The following is a 19,216-nucleotide window of genomic DNA, read 5'->3' as shown; positions in this document are numbered from 1 at the left end:
GATGCCCGGGAGGAGGAGATGGGCGCCTTCACTGTGTCGCACTGAAGCCCTCGATCTCGGCTTCAAGCTCTGCCATCTGCTCGCCGCCCGCCATCAAATCGGTGATCGCTTCGCGGCTTTTCTCGCCCTTGCGGAAATCGGCGGCCTTGGAGCCTCTGATCAGCACGGCGAAGTGGTCACCGACGGTCAACGCATGGACGACATTGTGGGTGATGAAGATCACCGCGATGCCCTTGCGGCGTGCCTGCAGCACGATGCGCAGCACGTGCGCCGCCTCCTTGACGCCGAGCGCCGCGGTCGGCTCGTCCAGGATCAGCACGCTGGCGCCGAAATGCACGGCGCGCGCGATGGCCAGCGCCTGGCGTTCGCCGCCGGACAGTCCGCCGACGAGGCGGTCGCCGTCGTCGATGCGGGTGATGCCGAGCTGGCGCATCTCGGTGACGGCGATCTCGTTGGCCCGCTTGCGATCGTAGATGGTCAGCGGCCCCCAGCGCCGTGTCGGCTCGGCGCCGACGAAGAAGGAACGGCCGATGCTCATCAGCGCGAACGTCCCACCAAACTGGTGGACGGTGGCGATGCCATGGTCGCTGGCGTCGCGCGGGCTGGCGAATTCGACCGCCTTGCCGTCCATTTCCATTGTCCCCGATGTCGGCTTGTGGACGCCGGAGAGTATCTTGATCAGCGTGGATTTGCCGGCACCATTGTCGCCGAGCAGGCACAGCACCTCGCCTGCGTTAACCTCCAGCGAAATGTCGTGGAGGACGTCGATCGGACCGAACGACTTGTTGATACCGGTCAGCCTGAGCAGGGGCGTTGTCATCAGCGGACCCTCTGTCTGGTGCGCGGCGCGTAGGTCAACGCCATGGTACGGAATGTATTGTTCATCAGCACGGCAGCGAGCAGCAGGACGCCGATGATGAGGCTCGCCCAGTTGGCGTCGAAACCGGTGTAGAAAATACCCTGGTTGACGATGGAGAAGGTCAGCGTGCCGAGCACGATGCCGACCACCGAACCGTAGCCGCCGGTGAGCATCACGCCGCCGATGACCACGGCGATGATCGAGTTGAAGATGAAAGACTGCCCTGCCGCCACCTGGGCACTGTTGTATAGGATCGCCTGCGACATGCCGACGAAGGCTGCGCACAAGCCGCTGCTCATGAACAGCGCGATGGTCACCCGGTCGGTCGGAATGCCGGCATTGCGGGCGCTGACGGCATCGCCGCCCATGGCCAGGATCCAGTTGCCGAAGCGCGAGAAATTCAGGATGAACCCGACAACCAGGATGATGGCGATCCACCAGAACAGGGTGACCTGGAACTTGCCGCCGAGATAGTCGCCGAACAACAGCTTGGCGGTCGGCCCGCTCTTCAGCGCCACACTCGTACTGCCGGACAGGATGACCGAGATGCCGAGCGTCAGTCCGGCCAGCGCGAACAGCGTTGCGAGCGTAACGACAAAGGACGGCACCTTGGTGCGGATCACCAGCACCCCGTTGATGAATCCGACAGCCAGCCCGAGGGAGAGCGCCGCGAGGATGCCGACGATGATCGGCAACCCGTAATGGCCCGAGAGGATGGCAATGGTCATGGAGCTGGCCGGGATCATCGACCCGATGGAAAGATCGAGGTGTCCGGCGATCATCAGCAACCCCACCGGGAGGGCAATGATGCCGAGTTCCGAGGCGACGTTGAGCCAGCTGGCGGAGCCGCCGGCCGACAAGAAATTGGCGCCGCCGAAGATCGAGAAGAAGACAAGAACGGCGATCATGCCGATCAGCGAGCCGACCTCTGGGCGCCGCACGAGGCTGCCTATCGATGGCATCGAAGAGGCGGGTTGCGCAGTCGCTGCCACCGCGGGTTGGTGATGGGCTTGGGATGTCATCGAACTGGTCCCTGGCTTGAACATGGCTCCCCTTCTCCCCCTGTGGGAGAAGGTTGTCGCCGAAGGCGGCGGATGAGGGGGCTGGGCGGAGGGAGGCGTTGGCGTTTCTTCCAGCACCCCCTCATCCGTCTCGGCGCTGCGCGCCGATCCACCTTCTCCCACAAGGGGAGAAGGTGAGGCGGAGCTTTATCGGGCGCCGGCCGCTGCGCCACCCATCGTCGCGTCGACATTGCCTGCATCGACGATCCCCGGCCCGGTCAGCACCGGTTTCGTCGGCAGGTCCAGCCCATAGTTGACGAAGCCGTTCAGCAGCGACACGGCGAGATAGCCCTGCAAATAGGGCTGCTGGTCGACAGCGAACAATTGCGTCCCGTCCTTGATGCGCTGCAGACCGGTTTCGTCCATGTCGAACGACGCAAGCTTGACCTTGTCGCCGACACTGGCCTGGCTGATGGCGTTGGCCGCGCTGTTGGCGTCGCCGGCGCTGATGGTGATGACACCGTCGAGCGTATTGTCTTTCAACACGGCCGCCTTGATCGCCTCGGCGACCGCGGTCGGGTTGCCGAAGCTGGATGAAGGCAGCGGCAGCTGGCTCGATTTGCCGCCGCTCTTGGCGATGGCGTCAGCGATGCCCTTGCAGCGGTCTTCGGTGTTGGTGGAGCCCGGCAAGGTGTTGACGCACAAGACGTTCTTGGCGCCATGGCTGCCGAAATAGGCGCCACCGCCCAAACCGGCCGTGTATTCTTCGTTGCCGACATAGTTCATGGCGCCGAGCCGCTTGGCTGCATCCATGCCGCCGGAATTGTAGACGATGAGCGGCACGCCGGCGGCGACGACTTCCTTGAAGGCGTCATCCATGGCCTCGGGCACCCAGTCCGGGCCGACAATGGCGCTCGGCTTCTGGCTGAGCGCGGTGCGGATCAGCTTGGCCGCGTCCGGGCCGAGATTGTCGTAGTTCTGCGGGCCGAGCCAGGTGACAGAGCCGCCGGTCAGTTCGGCGACCTTGCCGGCGTCGTCGGCGCCCTTCTTGACCTTCGACCAGAACGGGTCGTCCGCCTTGCCGCCGATGACGAAGATCTTCGCCCCGTCGGCCATCGCCACTGTGGCTGATGTCGCCAGCACGGCGGCCGTCATCATCGCCGTCAGAAGGTTCGTGGTGCGTTTCATGTCATTTCCTCCCGGTTGCCGTCCTCGGACGGATTTAGAAAACGTTGAATTCATCTGCACGCGCACCTCTCCCGTTGCGCGTGATGTCGCGAGATCAATGGTTCGCCGCAGCCTTGGCGTTCATGCGTTCCTTCTTTCTCTGGAACCGGGCGTCCATCATGGCGTCGCCCTCCCTGGTGCCGTCGTGCCAAGTACCGAACCAGCGATCGAGCGGGATCAGCCCATCGCCGCCGTAGTTCACCTCGAAATATTTGTGGTGCAGGTAGTGCGTGTAGGCATGGCTATCGACGGCCGTGTCCTCGCTCACCTCAAGTTTGTCGAAGCCGAGATGACCGTTGACGGCGCCGAAGCCGGCGACATGCAGCTGGAACAGCGCGACGATCGGATTGGACGGGATGACAAGGTGCCAGAAGGCGACCGCGTGATAGAGAAACCCTTCCACCGGGTGCATCGACAGCGACGACCACGGCGAGGGGTTGATCGAATTGTGATGGACAGAATGGATCCAGCGATAGAGCGGTCCCCAGTGGATCAGGCGGTGGATGAAGAAGAAGTGCACCTCGTGGATGGCCGGCGCGATCAGCACCAGTGCGGCTAGGTAGACTGGATGATCCGACCAACTGACCCAGGGTGCGTAGCCATTGGCAAAGCACCACAGGAAAATGACTTCGACCACGGTCCATAGCGGGATGGTGATGAAGAACGAGCGCAGGAAGTTGTCGAGGTTCTGGCTCTGGAACCAGAACACGTCCGAGGGCGCATCGCCTGGAAATTTGTGGTTGTATTTGAAACGCGTCGCCTGGGCGCGCTTGATGTAGTAGCGCAACTCGAAGATGCCGTAGAACACCAGGATCGCCGCGGCGTTGACGGCGTAGAGCCACAACGCCCAACCCCAGCTGAGCGTCTTCATCGTCTCGACGCCGGGGACAACACAGAACCAGTAGATCAGCGCCGTCGCCATGTGGAACGCATTCCACGGCCAGATATAGCCGGGCAGCCATGCCAGGATTTTCGGCAGCCTGGGTGGCCAGTTCCACAACGGCGCCCCCTCGATGCGCCCGTTCGGCTTCCAGTCCCCGCGCTTGTCGCGCGCGCCGTATTTGAGATCGTCCATGCCAATCCTCCACCCGCAATGCCGCGCCCGCAACGCAGACATTGCCGCACGCGCACGCTGCCTGACACCGCCGAGGCGGTGGGCGAAAACCCGTCTGCGCTGTGCTGCTGCTGTCCCTGGGCTGGCGGTGCGTCCGCCTTGCTTGCTTTTCCGGAGATAAACATCTTGATCCAAAATGAATCAAGAATAGAATGTTTATTCCAACTTTATTGTGTCATTCATATCAATCGTGCACGGCAAATGATATCTTCGCATCAATTGCTACAGACGGATGAGACAAAATGGATCAGAACAAGCGGCCGACGATCAGGGATGTCGCCGCCGAGGCCAACGTCTCGGTGGCCACCGTCAACCGGGTGCTGAGCGGCGCCGGCGCCGTCCGCCAGGGCACGCGCGAGCGCGTCAGGCTGGCGGCCGAGCAGATCGGCTTCTACGGCATGGGCGCGCTGCGCAGCCGCATAGCGGCCGCCCGGCCGCGCTACCGCTTCGGCTTTCTGCTGCACCAACCCGGCCGCGCCTTCTATCGCAACATCGCCGAGGCGCTGCGCACGGTGGCGCCGACCATCCCCGACTGCGAGATAGAGCTGCGCACCGAGTTTCTCGACGATCTGTCACCGCAGAACGTCGCCGCCCGGATGCTGGCCTTGGGCGCCGAATGCGACGCCGTCGGCGTTGTCGCCGCGGTCCATCCTCTCGTCACCCAGGCGGTCGATGCGCTGCATGCCCGCAACGTCCCGGTCTTCGCGCTGATTTCGCAGATCTCGGCCACTGGCCATGTCAACTATATCGGCCTCGACAACTGGAAGGTCGGGCGCACCGCAGCCTGGGTGTTCGAGCATGTCTGCCGGGCGCCCGGCAAGCTCGGCATCCTCGTCGGCAATCATCGCTACCGCTGCCAGGAGATGAACGAGAGCGGCTTCCGCTCCTATTTCCGTGAGCACGCGCCTGATTTCACGCTGCTGGAGCCGTTGCTGACCTTCGAATCCAGCGCGATCGCGCAGGAGATGACCGAAAAGCTGCTCAACGAAAATCCGGATCTGTCCGGCCTCTATGTCGCCGGCGGGGGCATCACCGGCGCCATTGCTGCGCTCCGCTCCACCGGCCGCGCCGGCAGCATCGTCGTCGTCGGCTACGAACTGATGGACTCGACCCGCCCGGCACTGCTCGACGGCACGCTGACCTTCGTCATCTCGCATCCACTCGCCCGCATCGCGCAGGAAGCACTGGCCGGCATGATCCGCGTCGTCTCGGCGCCGAATGAAAGCGGCAACGTCACCACTATCCTGCCCTTCGAGATCTACACCCGTGAGAACATCTAGGCGGTGGAATATCTCCAGCGAGCTCGCAACGTCGTTGGAATTTGGTGCAAACAGCAGGTTTGGACTTGGAAATGTCCGGCCACGGTGCCAAGCGCATTCAAAGTGCAATACCGACCATTGCCACCGACTTGCACCCTTTCCCACCTTCCGCTATAGAGCCGCCACCCGCGTAGACACCCTTGGAGGCAACGCGGCGGAAGGCTGCCTTCCCTTGTGATCCCGAACAAAGGTCCGCGTATGCGGCTTCCGGCATTCGGATATCCAGGCCAGGCGGCTTTCGACGTTTACGGTCCAGGCACATTGCCCGCCGCAAACGCTCCATAACACGCGAAAGGAAATGCCATGAGCCACGATACTTACGAGCTCAAGGCCGAAGCGCGCGAACAGGTCGGTAAGGGGTCCGCCCGTGCAGTTCGCCGCAACGGTAAAGTGCCTGCAGTTATTTACGGCGACAAGCAGCCTCCCCTGGCGATTGCGCTCGGCTACAAGGACGTCTTCTACAAGATCCACGGCGGCGGGTTCCTGACCACGATCGCCACGATCGATGTCGACGGCCAGAAAATCCAGGTTCTGCCCAAGGATTTTCAGCTCGATCCGGTCAAGGACTTCCCGATGCATGTCGACTTCCTGCGCATCGGCAAGGACACCGAGGTCAATGTCGACGTGCCTGTCCACTTCATCAATGAAGACAAGTCGCCCGGCATCAAGCGCGGCGGCGTGCTCAACATCGTGCGTCACGAAGTCGAGTTCCACTGCCCGGCCAATGCGATCCCGGAATTCATCACCGTCGATCTCACCGGCGCCGACATTGGCGATTCGATCCACATCTCGGCGGTGACCCTCCCGGCCGGCGTCAAGCCGGTGATCTCCGACCGCGACTTCACCATCGCGACCATTGCCGGCTCATCGGCGATGAAGCCGGAGACGGAAGAGACGGCGGAAGCGGCAGCCCCCGAAGCGGCGGCTCCGGCTGCCGAAGAGAAGTAATTTTCGGGTCCGGAGCGCACGATGCTTGTCTTTGCAGGCCTCGGCAATCCGGGCGCGAAATACGCTCATAACCGGCACAATGTCGGCTTCATGGCGGCGGACGCTATCGCCCGCCGCCATTCCTTTTCGCCCTGGTCGAAGAAGTTCCAGGGCCTGATCGCCGAAGGCACGATTGCCGGCGAAAAGATCCTGCTGATCAAGCCGCAGACCTTCATGAACCTGTCGGGACAGCCGGTCGGCGAAGCCCTGCGCTTCTATAAGATCGGCCCCGAGGCGCTCACCGTCTTTTATGACGAGATCGACCTGCCGGCCGGCAAATTGCGGGTCAAGGTCGGCGGCGGCGCCGGCGGCCACAACGGCATCCGCTCGCTCGACCAGCATGTCGGCAAGAATTTTCGCCGCGTGCGCATCGGCGTCGGCCATCCCGGCGTGAGGGACATGGTGCACGGCCATGTGCTCGGCGACTTCGCCAAGGCCGACCGCGAATGGCTGGACGTGCTGCTCGATGCTATCGCCGACGATGCCGGGCTGCTGGCCAAGGGCGACGACAGTTCCTTCATGAACCGCATTACGCTGGCTCTGCGCGACAAGCTAACCCCGACCGGCGATGACGACCGCCCGCCATCCAGGGCGCCGAAGGCTGAGGGCCCCAAAGCCCAGAGCCACATCCGCCAGGCCCGGCCGCAGCAGGCACCGGCCAAGCTGCCGGAAAGCGGCCCGATGGCTGCGATGCTGAAAAAGCTGTTCGGCAAGAAGGACTGAGCGCCGACGCTATCGGGACCGCAGGGCTTGACGTTCCTCACCCCTATCGCCCATAGCCCTGATCAAATTTCGAATTCCCGATAGGACTGGACGAACATGGGTTTCAAATGCGGCATCGTTGGCTTGCCCAACGTCGGCAAGTCGACGCTTTTCAACGCGTTGACCAGGACGGCGGCGGCGCAGGCCGCCAACTATCCGTTCTGCACCATCGAACCGAACACCGGCGAGGTCGCGGTGCCAGACCCGCGGATGCAGAAGATCGCCGCAATCGCCAAGTCGAAGGACATCATCCCGACCCGCATCTCCTTCGTCGACATTGCCGGCCTGGTGCGCGGCGCCTCCAAGGGCGAAGGGCTGGGCAACCAGTTCCTCGCCAACATCCGCGAGGTCGACGCCATCGTGCACGTGCTGCGCTGCTTCGAGGATGACGACATCACCCATGTCGAGGGGCGCATCGACCCCGTCGCCGACGCCGAGACGGTCGAGACCGAACTGATGCTCGCCGACCTCGACAGCCTCGAGCGCCGCATCGTGCAGATCCGCAAGCGCGCCGGCTCGAAGGACAAGGAAGCAACCACCGTGCTGCCGATGATGGAGGCGGCACTGGAGCTGCTGCAGGCCGGCAAGCCGACCCGCATCCTGCTCAAGGGCATTTCAGCGGAAGACCTGCGCATCCTGCAGGGGCTGAACCTCTTGACCTCGCACCCCGTTCTCTATGTCTGCAATGTCGCCGAAGCCGACGCCGCCACCGGCAACGAGCACACAGCGGCTGTCGAGAAAATGGCGACCGCGCAGGGCGCCGGCACCGTGGTGATCTCGGCCGCGATCGAGGCCGAAGTCGCTCAGCTCTCGGACGAGGAAGAGATGGAGTTCCTGTCCTCGCTCGGGCTCGACGAACCTGGCCTGAACAAGGTCATCCGCGCCGGCTACGATCTGTTGCACCTCATCACCTATTTCACCGCCGGGCCCAAGGAGACGCGCGCCTGGACCATCCACAAGGGCGACAAGGCCCCGCAGGCCGCCGGCGTCATCCACACCGATTTCGAGCGCGGCTTCATCCGCGCCCAGACCATAGCCTTTAACGATTACATCACGCTGGGCGGCGAAGTGGCGGCCAAGGAAGCCGGCAAGGCGCGCGACGAAGGCAAGGAATATGTCGTCCAGGACGGCGACGTGCTGCTGTTCAAATTCAACACGTAAGAGTGCCATGTCCATGAGGTGGGCTCGGCTTGACCTTGCCGAACGCCGGGTCTAAGCGCAGCAAACATCATCCGGCAGCGCCCATCTCGATAGTTCAGCCGGTCACAGTCCTGAAACAGGCGTCGTCCATGACACGCCTGCCCCAGCCAACGGAGAGCGGCGATGATCAAGGCCTTCGTCGTCGACAATGACCGCCTGCGCCTCGCCGACGATCTCGTGGCCAATGGCGATCAGGTCGTCTGGGCCGACCTGCTCAACCCGACCAAGGAAGAAGAAGCCACGATCGAGACCTGGCTCGGCGTCGCCATCCCGACGCGTGAGGAGATGGAGGAGATCGAGATTTCGAGCCGCCTCTATATCGAGGACGGCGCCTACTTCATGACTGCAACTCTACCGGCGCAGACTGAAATCGACGATCCGCTGATGTCGCCGGTCACCTTCGTGCTTGCCGGTCCGAGACTGGTCACCATCCGCTATCACGAGCCGAAGGCGTTCAAGACCTTTCCGCTGCGCGCCGAGAAGGTGGCGACGGGCTGTACCACGGGCAACACCATCCTGATCGGCCTGCTGGAGGCGATCGTCGATCGGCTGGCCGACATTCTCGAACGCGCCGGCCGCGACATCGAGACGATCTCGCGCGACATTTTCGAAGCGCGCTCGACCAAGGTGAATAAACGCAACCGCGATTTCCAGGAACTGCTCAAGGCCATCGGCCGCAAGGAGGACATCGCCTCCTCGATCCGCGACAGCCTGATCTCGTTGCAGCGCCTCACCGGCTTCCTCGCCCATGTCGCGACCCAGATCAAGATGAGCAAGGACATCCGCGCCCGCATCAAGACCGTGTCGCGCGACGTGCTGTCGCTCGCCGACCACGCCACCTTCCTGTCGCAGAAGATCTCGTTCCTGCTCGACGCCACGCTCGGCATGATCTCGATCGAACAGAACGCCATCATCAAGATCTTCTCGGTCGCCGCCGTCATCTTCCTGCCGCCGACGCTGGTGGCCTCGATCTACGGCATGAATTTCGATGTCATCCCGGAGCTGAAATGGGAGTTCGGCTACCCCTTCGCCATCGGCCTGATGATCCTGTCGGCGGTCCTGCCCTTCTGGTATTTCCGCCGCCGCGGCTGGCTCTGACCGGAGCATGATGCCGAAAAGTGCGAAGCGGTTTTCGGATGACATCATGCTCGATCCCTTGGTTTGGAGTCCCCTGGCTCAGTAGAAATCGCTTGACCGAATGCCGCCCGGACGGCATCCGGATGCCCGGTGATCGTACAACCTTGAACCGGATTAGGATCATGACCGGAAAGACCTGGGCCTATGAGGATTTCACCGAAGGCGCATCGATCGACCTCGGCGCCAAGCAGGTGAGCGCGGCCGAAATCGTCGAATTCGCCACCGAGTTCGACCCTCAGCCCATGCATCTCGACGAGACAGCCGGCAAGGCCAGCATCCTTGGCGGGCTTGCCGCTTCCGGTTGGCACACCTGCGCGATCTTCATGCGCATGCTGTGCGATGCCTTCCTGCTGGACTCGACCTCGCAAGGCGCGCCCGGCGTCGACTATGTCAAATGGAAAAAGCCGGTGCTGGCCGGCGACATTTTGAGCGGCAGCACCACCGTCCTTGCCAAGCGGGTGTCCAAATCGCGGCCGCAGATCGGCCTCATCACCATGCGCAGCGAGCTTTTCAACCAGCGCGGCGAAAGCGTCTTCGAATTCGAGAACACCTGTATGTTCCAGACCCGTGAGGCCATGGCGTGACCCTCGACGAGTTCTTCGGCATCGGCGTCACCGTCGCTCTCGGCTCCTATACATTCGAGCCGGAGGCGATCAAGGCCTTCGCCCGGAAATACGATCCGCAGCCCTTTCATGTCGACGAGGAAGCAGCCAGGAGCAGCGTGCTCGGCGGCCTCTGCGCGTCGGGCTGGCACACCGCCGCTACCTGGATGAAGCTGAACCTCCAAACCCGCATGGACACCGAAGGCTGGACCGGCCCCGGCCCGGTGCCGGAATTCGGCCCCTCGCCCGGCTTCAAGAACCTGAAATGGCTGAAACCGGTCTATGCCGGGGAAACCGTCAGCTTCACGCGCACGGCATTGTCGCATCGCCCGATCTCGTCGCGCCCAGGATGGCGGGTGCTGGCACTGCGCGCGGATGCTTTCGATTCGACGGACAAGGTGCTCGAGTTCGACAGCGCGGTGCTGGTGAAAGCTTAGTAGCGCCTCTTCCTCCTCCCCCTGCGGGAGAAGGTGGATTGCCGCGCAGCGGCAAGACGAATGAGGGGTGCGTGACCGAGTGAGACGTTGGCGTTCCCTGGAACACCCCTCATCCGACCGAGCTTCGCTCGGCCACCTTCTCCCACAGGGGGAGAAGGGAAGACCTGCTCAATGTCCCTCAAACCCGATCAGCGTCCGCACCGGAACGCCCAGCGCTTCCAGCTTGGCGCGCCCGCCAAGGTCCGGCAGGTCGATGACGAAGCAGGCGGCAAGGATGTCGGCGCCGATCTGTCTCAGAAGCTTCACCGCCGCCTCCGCCGTGCCGCCGGTGGCGATCAAATCGTCGACCAGGATCACCTTCTCACCCGGTGCAACACCGTCCTTGTGCATCTCCATCTCGTCCAGCCCGTATTCCAGGCTGTAGGCGACGCGCACCGTCTCGTAAGGCAATTTGCCCTTCTTGCGGATCGGCACGAAGCCGGCTGAAAGCTGGTGCGCCACGGCGCCGCCAAGGATGAAACCGCGCGCCTCGATGCCGGCGATCTTGTCGATCTTCTGGCCGGCATAGGGATGCACCAGTTCGTCGATGGCGCGGCGGAAGGCACGCGCATTGCCGAGCAAAGTGGTGATGTCGCGAAACAGGATGCCGGGCTTCGGATAGTCCGGAATGGTGCGGATCGCGGCGAGCAGCGTGTCTTCGAGTGAGGATTTCATGAGCCGAGATTACCTGAAACGGAGATTGTTGCGCGACAATTGTTCGATCGAACTGCAGCCCATCAGCTTCATGCCGCGCTCGATCTCGACCCGCATCTGCTCGAGCGCCCGTTCGACCCCGGGTTGGCCGGCGGCCGCCAGCGGAAACAGATAGTAGCGCCCGACGCCGACAGCTTTGGCCCCGAGCGACAGAGCCTTCAGCACATGCGTGCCGCGCTGCACGCCGCCATCCATGATGACGTCTATTTGGTCGCCGACGGCATCGACGATCTCGGCCAGCTGGTCGAACGCCGCCCTTGAGCCGTCCAGCTGCCTGCCGCCATGGTTCGACAGCACGATGCCGCTGCAGCCGATCTCGACGGCGCGTTTGGCGTCCTCCACCGACATGACGCCCTTGAGGCAGAACGGGCCTCCCCACAGTCTGACCATCTCGGCGACATCGTCCCACGTCATCGACGGATCAAGCATCTCGGTGAAGTAGCGGCTGATCGACATCGTGCCGCCGCCCATATCGACATGCTCGTCGAGCTGCGGCAGCTTGAACCCCTCATGGGTGAAATAGTTGATCGCCCAGCCCGGCTTGAGCGCGAACTGCAGCATGCCGGCAAGGTTGAGCTTGAAGGGAATGGCAAAGCCGGTGCGCTTGTCGCGCTCGCGGTTGCCTCCGGTGATGCTGTCGACGGTTAGCATCATCACCTCGACACCCACCGCCTTGGCCCGCTGCATCATCGCCCGGTTGAGGCCGCGATCCCTGTGGAAATAGAACTGGTAGACCTGCGGACTGCTGCTGATCTTGCGCGCTTCCTCAAGGCTGACGGTGCCGAGCGAGGAAACGCCGAACATGGTGCCGAACTTGGCCGAAGCCTTGGCCACCGCGCGCTCGCCCTGATGATGGAACAGCCGCTGCAAGGCGGTCGGCGAGCAATAGACGGGCATTGCCAGTTTCTGGCCCATCACCGTTACCGACATGTCGATCTCGCTCACTCCGCGCAACACGTTGGGAACGAGGTCGCAGCGCTCGAAACTCTCGGTGTTGCGGCGATAGGTGACCTCGTCGTCCGCGGCGCCGTCGATGTAGTTGAAGATCGGCCCCGGCAGCCGCTGCTGCGCCATGCGCCGGAAGTCGGAAAAGTTGTGACAGTCCTTGAGCCGCATCATCGATTCCATTCTCATGGCGGCACAGGCGTCCGCCTTTCGCTGCGTCGAATATCAACCGGACGCCGCCGTGCCAACGCACCATTTGTCGAACGACCCCACAAACCTGGCCATGAACAGGAAAGGGGCGCCCAAGGCGCCCCTTTGTGTCGAAATCGGCTGCTGAGAAGCGGTCTACATGCCTAAGTCGGAACGCAGCTCCGCTTTGGCCACATCGTATTCGGCCTTGAAGTCATCGCGGTTGAGCAGGACCGCGGCAATCACACTGCCGGAAATCCTGCCCATCTCGACGTCGGACGGGTAGTGGATGCCGCCGACCACACGGTTGTGGGCATACTGCGCCGCACGCGCCATGATCTCTGCGCGTTTCTCCGGCACCATGTCGGCCAGGATGATGCCCATCATGGTGCCGACCGTGGCGTGGCCGGAAGGCCAGGACCCGGAGCTCGAAAGCTTGACCACGGGCTTGACGAGGTCGCTGAGTTGATGCGGACGCGGACGCTTCCAGACATCCTTGGCCGGGTCGACCACGGCGCCCTCGGTGGCCAACACGCGATCAAAGAAGGCGCCGAATTTCGGCAGCTTGTCCTTGTTGAAGTTCGGACCCATGACATCGGCGAAGCGCCAGACATTCTCCTCGGCGTCAGCGACGGCGCTCGCCACCATCTCTGGTGTGCGCGTCACCTGCAGCGTCAGCACCGCGCCGAGCTCGGCCTTGGTCTCGGCCGAATCGTTGGCCGGCGGCGGCGGCAGGATCATCGTGAGGTCGATGTCCTTGTTGGTGACGAAAGGCTGGGCGTCATCGGCAAGGGCGACGGAACCAGTAACGAGCAGCAGGAAGCCCGCCGCGAGCGATGCATATCTTTTCATAGGTGCGATCCTTTGATGAGGGCAAGGCAGGATCGTCCCAAGGGGTGACGGCCATGTGACACGTCCACCTGCCGAAATACAAAAAGGACGCCTTTCGGGGCCCTCTTTTGATCTCGCATGCTGCGCAGCCTTAGTGCGCCACGCCTTCCCAAACCTTGCGCTTGGTCAGATAGACCAGGGCGCCGAACAGAAGCAGGAACACAAGCACGCGGAAGCCGGTCTTCTTGCGGTCTTCCATATGCGGCTCGGCGGCCCACATCAGGAAGGCCGAGACGTCGCGCGAATACTGGTCGATCGTCTGCGGCGAGCCGTCATCATAGGTGACCTGGCCGTCGGAGAGCGGCTTCGGCATCTTCAGTGACACGCCGGACATGAAGTACGGGTTGTAGTGGGTGCCTTCCGGGATCACCATGCCGGCCGGCGGCGTCTGGTCGTAACCGGTCAGCAGCGAATGGATGTAGTCCGGGCCGCCCTGGGCATATTGGGTGAAGATGTCGAAGACGAAGCGCGGGAAGCCGCGCTCGACGCCGCGCGCCTTGGCCAGCAGCGACATATCGGGCGGAGCAGCGCCACCGTTGGAGGCGGCAGCCGCCTCTTCATTGGCGAACGGCGCCGGGAAATGGTCGGACGGCTTGCCCGGACGGTCGAACATGTCGCCGGCATCGTTGGGACCGTCATGGATGGTGTATTCGGCGGAAAAGGATTTTACCTGCGCCTCCGAATAACCGAGGCCTTCGAGCGTGCGGAACGCGACCAGGTTCATCGAGTGGCAGGCCGAGCAGACTTCCTTGTAGACCTTCAGGCCGCGCTGCAGCTGCGCCTTGTCGTAGGTGCCGAACGGGCCGGCAAAGCTCCAGTCCATTTCCTTCGGTTCGTCGATCGGGAAATGCGTCGGCGCGGCCGCGTTATGCGCCTCTTCAGCGGCCATCGCCACGCTCCCGACGGCACCGATGCCGCCAGCAAACAGGCCAAGCAAGGCGAGCGAGGTGAGAATCTTTTTCATGCCAAATCCCCTTAGATTCTCGCTCAGCCCTTGGTTTCCGGCGCGGCATTCGCACCTGCCGGATGTCCGCCACCGGCACCTTTGTTCTTCTCCAGCACCGCTTCGGTGATCGAATTCGGCAGCCTGCGCGGCGTCTCGATCAGGCCGAGCACCGGCAGGATGACGAGGAAAAAGGCGAAGTAGAACAGCGTCGCCGCTTGAGCGTAGCCAACGTAGTTGCCCGAGACTTCACCTATCATGAGGGTCAACAGACCGCCGCCTTCCGCCGGCTGCGAGCCCAGCCATCCCAGAAGGACCGCGTCGGCCACGAAGAGCCAGAAGAACAGCTTGTACCAGGGCCGGTAGACCGCCGAGCGAACCTTCGAGGTATCGAGCCACGGTACCAGGAACAGCATGACGATGGCGCCGAACATGCACAGCACGCCGCCGAGCTTGGAATTGATAGGTCCGATGTTGAAGGTGATGGCGCGCAGGATCGCGTAGAACGGCAGGAAGTACCATTCCGGCACGATGTGGGCCGGCGTCTTCAGCGGGTTGGCGACCGTGTAATTGTCCGGATGGCCGAGGAAGTTCGGCAGGTAGAAGACGAAATAGGCGAAGACGAACAGGAACACGATCATGCCGAACGCGTCCTTGATGGTCGCATAGGGCGTGAAGGCGACGGTGTCGGTCTGCGACTTGACCTCGATGCCGGTCGGGTTCGACTGGCCGACGACATGCAGCGCCCAGACGTGCAGCACGACGACGCCGGCAATCATGAACGGCAAGAGGTAGTGCAGCGCAAAGAAGCGGTTGAGCGTCGGATTGTCGACAGCGAAACCGCCAAGCAGCAGCTGCTGGATCCAGTCGCCGACCAGCGGAATGGCGCTGAAGAAGCCGGTGATGACGGTGGCGCCCCAGAAGCTCATCTGCCCCCAGGGCAGCACATAGCCCATGAAGCCGGTTGCCATCATCAGCAGGTAGATGATGCAGCCGAGGATCCAGAGTAGTTCGCGCGGCGCCTTATAGGAGCCGTAGTATAGCCCGCGGAAGATGTGGATGTAGACGGCTACGAAGAAGAACGAGGCGCCGTTGGAGTGGAGATAGCGCAACAGCCAGCCCGAATTCACGTCGCGCATGATCTTCTCGACCGAGCCGAAGGCGAGATTGGTGTCGGCCGTATAGTGCATGGCCAGCACGATGCCGGTCAGGATCTGCGCCACCAGCATGATCGCCAGGATGCCGCCGAAGGTCCAGGCATAGTTGAGGTTGCGCGGCACCGGATAGGCGATGAAACTGTCATAGACCATGCGCGGCAGCGGCATGCGGGCGTCGAACCAGCGTTCGATACCGGTCTTGGGCGTATAGGTCGAGTGTCCCTCGCTCATCGAAATATCCCCTGCCTCAACCGATAAGGATTTTGGTATCGGAAATGAACTTGAATACTGGCACGGCCATGTTTTCCGGCGCCGGGCCTTTGCGGATGCGGCCGGCAGTGTCGTACTGCGAACCGTGGCACGGGCAGAACCAGCCGCCGAAATCGCCTTCCTGGCCGAGCGGAATGCAGCCCAGATGCGTGCAGACCTGCACCATCACCATCCAGGCTTCCTTGCCGGGCGTGGTACGGTTGGCGTCGGTCGCCGGCGCATCGGCCGGCAGATTGGCGTTACGGGCGATCGGATCCTTGAGATCGGCCAGGTTGACGGCCTCGCCGTCCTTCATTTCCTGCTCGGTGCGGTTGCGCACCACGACCGGCTTGCCGCGCCATTTGACGATCAGCGACATGCCAGGCGTCAGCGAGGAAACATCGACCTCGACCGAGGCCAGCGCCAGCGTCGAGGCATCGGGGCGCATCTGGTCGATGAACGGCCAGGCGACGGCCCCAGCGCCGACCACTGCGGCCATGCCAGTGGCGACGTAAAGAAAATCACGACGGTTCGGATCCTGGGTATCGGTTGCGCTCACGGGTGCCTGATCCTTTCGCCTCTTCCGAGCCGGTGGCCGAGCTTTGTTCCCGCTCCATCGCGCCGGCCCGACAGCGCATGGCGAACAAGCTAGCGAACTCCTCCGGCATTTGGATTTCGGTTTATGCGTGAAGCCTGTTTTTGTCCAGCGGGGTCAGGCCACAAGGGCAGATTGTCGCGGGGACAGAACAGCGCGTCAGTCGGCCAGTTGCCCAAAGACCTGCAAAGGCGGCTAAACGACAGGAAAATACCGGCAAATCCGAGGATCCCCGCCTGTCTCGACAGGACATGTTGCCGTGATCTAGTCTCGCTGACATGGCACACATCATCGACCGCGAGACCTGGACCAGGACGCCCGGCCTTTGGCAAGGCGAACTGCAATTGGGCGCCTACGGCTCCAACTCCTGCCTGATCTTCAATTACCAGGCGGAGATCGGCGGCGGCCCGCGCCTGCACACCCACCCCTATTGCGAGATCTTCATCATCCGCCAGGGCACCGGCCTGTTCACGATCGGCGACCAGCGGATCAAGGCCACTGCCGGCCAGATCCTGATCGTGCCGCCGAACACACCGCACAAATTCACCAATCTCGGCCCAGGCCCGATCGAATCGACCGACATCCACGAAAGCGGCAGTTTCATCACCGAATGGCTGGAATGATTGTTTGCCGGCCGATGATCTCTAGCTCGCGCCGAGTCTGACCAGCACTGCCCTCGGGATGTCGTACTCGCGGATCACCGCATCATGCCGGCGCAAGCCGCAGAGTTCGCGCTGGATGAAATAGGCGTGCACCGCCGCGGCGGCTTCCTTCAGCAGCCGGGGGCGCTGTTCGCTGTCGCTGTTCTCGCGCAGCTTCTTCAGTGTCTCCTCGACATGCTGACCAGTACGGCCAAGTGCGGCCGCCTTTTCGGCCAGGATCTCATGGCCGAGCAGGTCGAGCGCGCTCTCCTGCGCGCTGCTGCGTCCAAAGTTCGAGGGCATCCTGACCGACATGTCAGCGTTCTACTCTGCCGGCCGCGTCTCTTCCAGCACGCTTTCCTCGTTATAGAGGAAGCCGCCGGACTGCCGTTTCCACAGCCGCGCATAGAGCCCGTCGAACGCCACCAGCTCATCATGCGTGCCCTGTTCGACGATGCGGCCGCCGTCCAGCACCACCAGCCGGTCGAGTGCCGCAATGGTCGACAGCCGATGCGCAATGGCAATGACCGTCTTGTTCTCCATCAGCCGCGTCAGGTTCTCCTGGATCGCCGCCTCGATGTCGGAATCGAGCGCCGAGGTCGCCTCGTCGAGGATCAGGATCGGCGCGTCCTTGAGGAAGACGCGAGCGATCGCCACGCGCTGGCGCTGGCCGCCCGACAGTTTCACGCCGCGCTCACCGACAAAGGCCTCGTAACCGGCACGGTCCCGGTTGTCGCGCAGGCCCAATATGAACTCGTGCGCCTCGGCCTTCTTCGCTGCAGCGACCACCTCGGCATCGGTTGCATCGGGCATGCCGAGCTTGATGTTGTCGCGCAGCGAACGGTGGAACAGGGCCGTGTCCTGGCTGACCACGCCGATATTGGCGCGCAGCGAATTCTGTGTCACCTCAGCGATGTCCTGCCCGTCAATGGCGATTTCACCGCTTTCGAGGTCGTAGAGCCGCAGGATCAGGTTGGCGAGCGTCGTCTTGCCGGCACCCGACGGCCCGACCAGCCCGACCTTCTCGCCCGGCTTGACGACAAGGTCGATGCCATTGAGCACGCCGAACCCCTTGCCATAGTGGAACTCGACATTCTTCACCTCGATGCGGCCGCCGGCGACGACAAGCTCCTTCGCATCGGGTGCATCGATCAGTCCTAGCGGCTGCGTGATCAGCGCCTTGGAGTTCTCCAGCACGCCGAGATTTCGCAAAATGCCGTTGAGCTGCATCATCAGCCGTCCAAACAGCATGTTAAGCCGCAACACGAGGGAAAGCGTGAAGGCGACGGCGCCGACGGTGATCGCCCCTTCGACCCAGAGATAGACCGCAAAGCAGCCAATCGCCGTGATCATGATGCCAGCCAGCGTCGTCAGCGCCATGCGCACGCCGGTCAGCCGGCGGGTGAAGGGTCGCAGCGCGTCGAGATAGATGTCGAAGCCGTTCCTGATATAGTGGTCGTCGCCATCGGCCGAGAACAGTTTCAGCGTCTGCACATTGGAATAGGAATCGACGAAGCGGCCGGTAATCATAGAGCCGGCCTCGGCGGTCGCCTCGGCATTCCTGCGGATCGAGGGCAGATAGAGCTTGGCCAGAAACCCGAAAGCGACGATCCAGATTATCACCAGCGCCGCCAACCTGAGATCCAGCCCGGCGACCAGCGCCAGCGTCGTCACCGTATAGACGAGCATGAACCAGACGACCTCGATGAAGCTCTCCATCAGATCGCCGGTCGCTTGCCCCGCCTGCCAGACCTTTGTCGCGATACGGCCGGCGAAATCGTTCTGGAAGAAGGTGTAGGACTGCCGCGAGACGTGCCGGTGCGCCTGCCAGCGCACCAGATTGTAGAAGCCTGGCGTGATCGTCTGTTCGTTGACCAGCGCCGACAGACCTACCACGACGGTGCGGATGACCAGCACCACTGCGATCATGAACAGCAGTTCAGGACCGGCGGCGGTCCACAGCGCGTGCCAGCTGCGCTCGCCGGGCAGCTGGTCGAGGATATCGACCAGCCGGCCGACGAAGTAGAACAGCCCGGCCTCGACCAGCGGCGCGATGCCGCCGATGACCAGCATGGCGAAGAAGGCGAACTTCGCCTGGCCGACATAGTGCCAGAGAAAGCCGCCGACGCTTGATGGTGGCCGAAGGCTCGCCGGCTCCCTGAACGGATAGACCCAGTTCTCGAACCAGCGATAGACGGCTGTCATCAT

The 19,216-nt window shown here is 62.8% G+C and carries 20 protein-coding genes; 8 read left to right on the top strand and 12 right to left on the bottom strand.

Annotated elements, in window-relative coordinates:
* Positions 1–28: 28 nt before the first annotated feature.
* The 4 genes from ACWTU9_RS11530 to ACWTU9_RS11515 all read right to left on the bottom strand — a co-directional run bounded on the left by ACWTU9_RS11530 (position 29) and on the right by ACWTU9_RS11515 (position 4,162).
* Positions 29–820 (bottom strand): ATP-binding cassette domain-containing protein, encoded by a 792-nt coding sequence (locus ACWTU9_RS11530; RefSeq protein ID WP_454585622.1) that lies wholly within the window; start codon positions 818–820, stop codon positions 29–31.
* Positions 820–1,821 carry an ABC transporter permease gene (locus tag ACWTU9_RS11525; RefSeq protein WP_455858508.1) on the bottom strand — a complete coding sequence of 334 codons (1,002 nt, stop codon included), beginning with the start codon at positions 1,819–1,821 and terminating at the stop codon, positions 820–822. Before ACWTU9_RS11525 ends, ACWTU9_RS11530 begins: the two co-directional genes overlap by 1 nt.
* Positions 1,822–2,067: 246 nt before the next feature.
* Positions 2,068–3,048 (bottom strand): sugar ABC transporter substrate-binding protein, encoded by a 981-nt coding sequence (locus ACWTU9_RS11520; RefSeq protein WP_455858383.1) that lies wholly within the window; start codon positions 3,046–3,048, stop codon positions 2,068–2,070.
* 94 nt (positions 3,049–3,142) lie between these two features.
* Positions 3,143–4,162, bottom strand: coding sequence for a sterol desaturase family protein (locus tag ACWTU9_RS11515; RefSeq protein WP_455858382.1), 1,020 nt, complete (start codon positions 4,160–4,162; stop codon positions 3,143–3,145).
* A 281-nt stretch (positions 4,163–4,443) separates the two neighbouring features.
* Here ACWTU9_RS11515 and ACWTU9_RS11510 point away from each other — a divergent pair, with 281 nt between their 5' ends.
* The 7 genes from ACWTU9_RS11510 to ACWTU9_RS11480 all read left to right on the top strand — a co-directional run bounded on the left by ACWTU9_RS11510 (position 4,444) and on the right by ACWTU9_RS11480 (position 10,645).
* On the top strand, positions 4,444–5,481 hold the full coding sequence (locus ACWTU9_RS11510; protein WP_455858381.1) for a LacI family DNA-binding transcriptional regulator: 1,038 nt from the start codon (positions 4,444–4,446) through the stop codon (positions 5,479–5,481).
* A 342-nt stretch (positions 5,482–5,823) separates the two neighbouring features.
* A complete protein-coding gene (locus tag ACWTU9_RS11505; RefSeq protein WP_454577283.1) occupies positions 5,824–6,468 on the top strand; it encodes a 50S ribosomal protein L25/general stress protein Ctc in 645 nt (214 codons plus the stop codon).
* A gap of 21 nt (positions 6,469–6,489) precedes the next feature.
* The gene (gene pth / locus ACWTU9_RS11500; RefSeq protein WP_455858380.1) at positions 6,490–7,230 is read left to right on the top strand and encodes an aminoacyl-tRNA hydrolase; all 741 of its coding nucleotides are present in this window, start codon (positions 6,490–6,492) and stop codon (positions 7,228–7,230) included.
* 96 nt (positions 7,231–7,326) lie between these two features.
* Positions 7,327–8,430, top strand: a complete 1,104-nt coding sequence (gene ychF, locus ACWTU9_RS11495) for a redox-regulated ATPase YchF (protein ID WP_455858379.1) — start codon at positions 7,327–7,329, stop codon at positions 8,428–8,430.
* A gap of 162 nt (positions 8,431–8,592) precedes the next feature.
* Complete coding sequence (gene corA, locus ACWTU9_RS11490) at positions 8,593–9,567, top strand: magnesium/cobalt transporter CorA (protein ID WP_455858378.1); 975 nt, start codon at positions 8,593–8,595, stop codon at positions 9,565–9,567.
* A 161-nt stretch (positions 9,568–9,728) separates the two neighbouring features.
* A complete protein-coding gene (locus ACWTU9_RS11485; protein ID WP_455858377.1) occupies positions 9,729–10,190 on the top strand; it encodes a MaoC family dehydratase in 462 nt (153 codons plus the stop codon).
* The gene (locus ACWTU9_RS11480) at positions 10,187–10,645 is read left to right on the top strand and encodes a MaoC family dehydratase (protein ID WP_454577278.1); all 459 of its coding nucleotides are present in this window, start codon (positions 10,187–10,189) and stop codon (positions 10,643–10,645) included. The genes ACWTU9_RS11485 and ACWTU9_RS11480 overlap by 4 nt, the downstream gene beginning before the upstream one ends.
* Positions 10,646–10,813: 168 nt before the next feature.
* On the opposite strand, the gene ACWTU9_RS11475 is transcribed toward ACWTU9_RS11480, so the two are convergent.
* The 6 genes from ACWTU9_RS11475 to petA all read right to left on the bottom strand — a co-directional run bounded on the left by ACWTU9_RS11475 (position 10,814) and on the right by petA (position 16,331).
* Positions 10,814–11,359 (bottom strand): adenine phosphoribosyltransferase, encoded by a 546-nt coding sequence (locus tag ACWTU9_RS11475; protein ID WP_013529989.1) that lies wholly within the window; start codon positions 11,357–11,359, stop codon positions 10,814–10,816.
* A 9-nt stretch (positions 11,360–11,368) separates the two neighbouring features.
* Positions 11,369–12,514, bottom strand: coding sequence for an alpha-hydroxy acid oxidase (locus ACWTU9_RS11470; protein ID WP_454586466.1), 1,146 nt, complete (start codon positions 12,512–12,514; stop codon positions 11,369–11,371).
* Positions 12,515–12,688: 174 nt separating this feature from the next.
* Positions 12,689–13,384, bottom strand: coding sequence for an acid phosphatase (locus ACWTU9_RS11465; protein WP_455858376.1), 696 nt, complete (start codon positions 13,382–13,384; stop codon positions 12,689–12,691).
* 130 nt (positions 13,385–13,514) lie between these two features.
* On the bottom strand, positions 13,515–14,387 hold the full coding sequence (locus ACWTU9_RS11460) for a cytochrome c1 (RefSeq protein ID WP_454585632.1): 873 nt from the start codon (positions 14,385–14,387) through the stop codon (positions 13,515–13,517).
* Positions 14,388–14,410: 23 nt separating this feature from the next.
* Positions 14,411–15,754, bottom strand: a complete 1,344-nt coding sequence (locus tag ACWTU9_RS11455; protein ID WP_454585633.1) for a cytochrome b — start codon at positions 15,752–15,754, stop codon at positions 14,411–14,413.
* 16 nt (positions 15,755–15,770) lie between these two features.
* Positions 15,771–16,331 (bottom strand): ubiquinol-cytochrome c reductase iron-sulfur subunit, encoded by a 561-nt coding sequence (petA, locus tag ACWTU9_RS11450; RefSeq protein ID WP_027024461.1) that lies wholly within the window; start codon positions 16,329–16,331, stop codon positions 15,771–15,773.
* A 314-nt stretch (positions 16,332–16,645) separates the two neighbouring features.
* Here petA and ACWTU9_RS11445 point away from each other — a divergent pair, with 314 nt between their 5' ends.
* The gene (locus ACWTU9_RS11445) at positions 16,646–16,990 is read left to right on the top strand and encodes a cupin domain-containing protein (protein WP_455858375.1); all 345 of its coding nucleotides are present in this window, start codon (positions 16,646–16,648) and stop codon (positions 16,988–16,990) included.
* Between the two features lie 21 nt (positions 16,991–17,011).
* On the opposite strand, the gene ACWTU9_RS11440 is transcribed toward ACWTU9_RS11445, so the two are convergent.
* Complete coding sequence (locus ACWTU9_RS11440) at positions 17,012–17,323, bottom strand: DUF6665 family protein (protein ID WP_455858374.1); 312 nt, start codon at positions 17,321–17,323, stop codon at positions 17,012–17,014.
* 9 nt (positions 17,324–17,332) lie between these two features.
* Positions 17,333–19,216, bottom strand: a complete 1,884-nt coding sequence (locus tag ACWTU9_RS11435) for an ABC transporter ATP-binding protein (RefSeq protein ID WP_455858373.1) — start codon at positions 19,214–19,216, stop codon at positions 17,333–17,335.

This window comes from Mesorhizobium sp. 128a (genome assembly GCF_053848025.1).
The sequence above is the reverse complement of the archived record's forward strand: the minus strand, read 5'-3'. Positions and strand labels throughout refer to the sequence as shown.

What these genes read in the sequence shown, in the direction of transcription:
- ACWTU9_RS11485 (WP_455858377.1), top strand. Translation starts at nt 9,729, where the DNA reads ATGACCGGAAAGACCTGGGCCTATGAGGATTTCACCGAAGGCGCATCG.
- ACWTU9_RS11440 (WP_455858374.1), bottom strand. Translation starts at nt 17,323, where the DNA reads ATGTCGGTCAGGATGCCCTCGAACTTTGGACGCAGCAGCGCGCAGGAG.
- ACWTU9_RS11435 (WP_455858373.1), bottom strand. Translation starts at nt 19,216, where the DNA reads ATGATGACAGCCGTCTATCGCTGGTTCGAGAACTGGGTCTATCCGTTC.
- ACWTU9_RS11445 (WP_455858375.1), top strand. Translation starts at nt 16,646, where the DNA reads ATGGCACACATCATCGACCGCGAGACCTGGACCAGGACGCCCGGCCTT.
- ACWTU9_RS11520 (WP_455858383.1), bottom strand. Translation starts at nt 3,048, where the DNA reads ATGAAACGCACCACGAACCTTCTGACGGCGATGATGACGGCCGCCGTG.
- ACWTU9_RS11460 (WP_454585632.1), bottom strand. Translation starts at nt 14,387, where the DNA reads ATGAAAAAGATTCTCACCTCGCTCGCCTTGCTTGGCCTGTTTGCTGGC.
- ACWTU9_RS11530 (WP_454585622.1), bottom strand. Translation starts at nt 820, where the DNA reads ATGACAACGCCCCTGCTCAGGCTGACCGGTATCAACAAGTCGTTCGGT.
- ACWTU9_RS11505 (WP_454577283.1), top strand. Translation starts at nt 5,824, where the DNA reads ATGAGCCACGATACTTACGAGCTCAAGGCCGAAGCGCGCGAACAGGTC.
- ACWTU9_RS11515 (WP_455858382.1), bottom strand. Translation starts at nt 4,162, where the DNA reads ATGGACGATCTCAAATACGGCGCGCGCGACAAGCGCGGGGACTGGAAG.
- corA (WP_455858378.1), top strand. Translation starts at nt 8,593, where the DNA reads ATGATCAAGGCCTTCGTCGTCGACAATGACCGCCTGCGCCTCGCCGAC.
- ychF (WP_455858379.1), top strand. Translation starts at nt 7,327, where the DNA reads ATGGGTTTCAAATGCGGCATCGTTGGCTTGCCCAACGTCGGCAAGTCG.
- ACWTU9_RS11475 (WP_013529989.1), bottom strand. Translation starts at nt 11,359, where the DNA reads ATGAAATCCTCACTCGAAGACACGCTGCTCGCCGCGATCCGCACCATT.
- ACWTU9_RS11525 (WP_455858508.1), bottom strand. Translation starts at nt 1,821, where the DNA reads ATGCCATCGATAGGCAGCCTCGTGCGGCGCCCAGAGGTCGGCTCGCTG.
- ACWTU9_RS11470 (WP_454586466.1), bottom strand. Translation starts at nt 12,514, where the DNA reads ATGCGGCTCAAGGACTGTCACAACTTTTCCGACTTCCGGCGCATGGCG.
- ACWTU9_RS11510 (WP_455858381.1), top strand. Translation starts at nt 4,444, where the DNA reads ATGGATCAGAACAAGCGGCCGACGATCAGGGATGTCGCCGCCGAGGCC.
- ACWTU9_RS11455 (WP_454585633.1), bottom strand. Translation starts at nt 15,754, where the DNA reads ATGAGCGAGGGACACTCGACCTATACGCCCAAGACCGGTATCGAACGC.
- ACWTU9_RS11465 (WP_455858376.1), bottom strand. Translation starts at nt 13,384, where the DNA reads ATGAAAAGATATGCATCGCTCGCGGCGGGCTTCCTGCTGCTCGTTACT.
- pth (WP_455858380.1), top strand. Translation starts at nt 6,490, where the DNA reads ATGCTTGTCTTTGCAGGCCTCGGCAATCCGGGCGCGAAATACGCTCAT.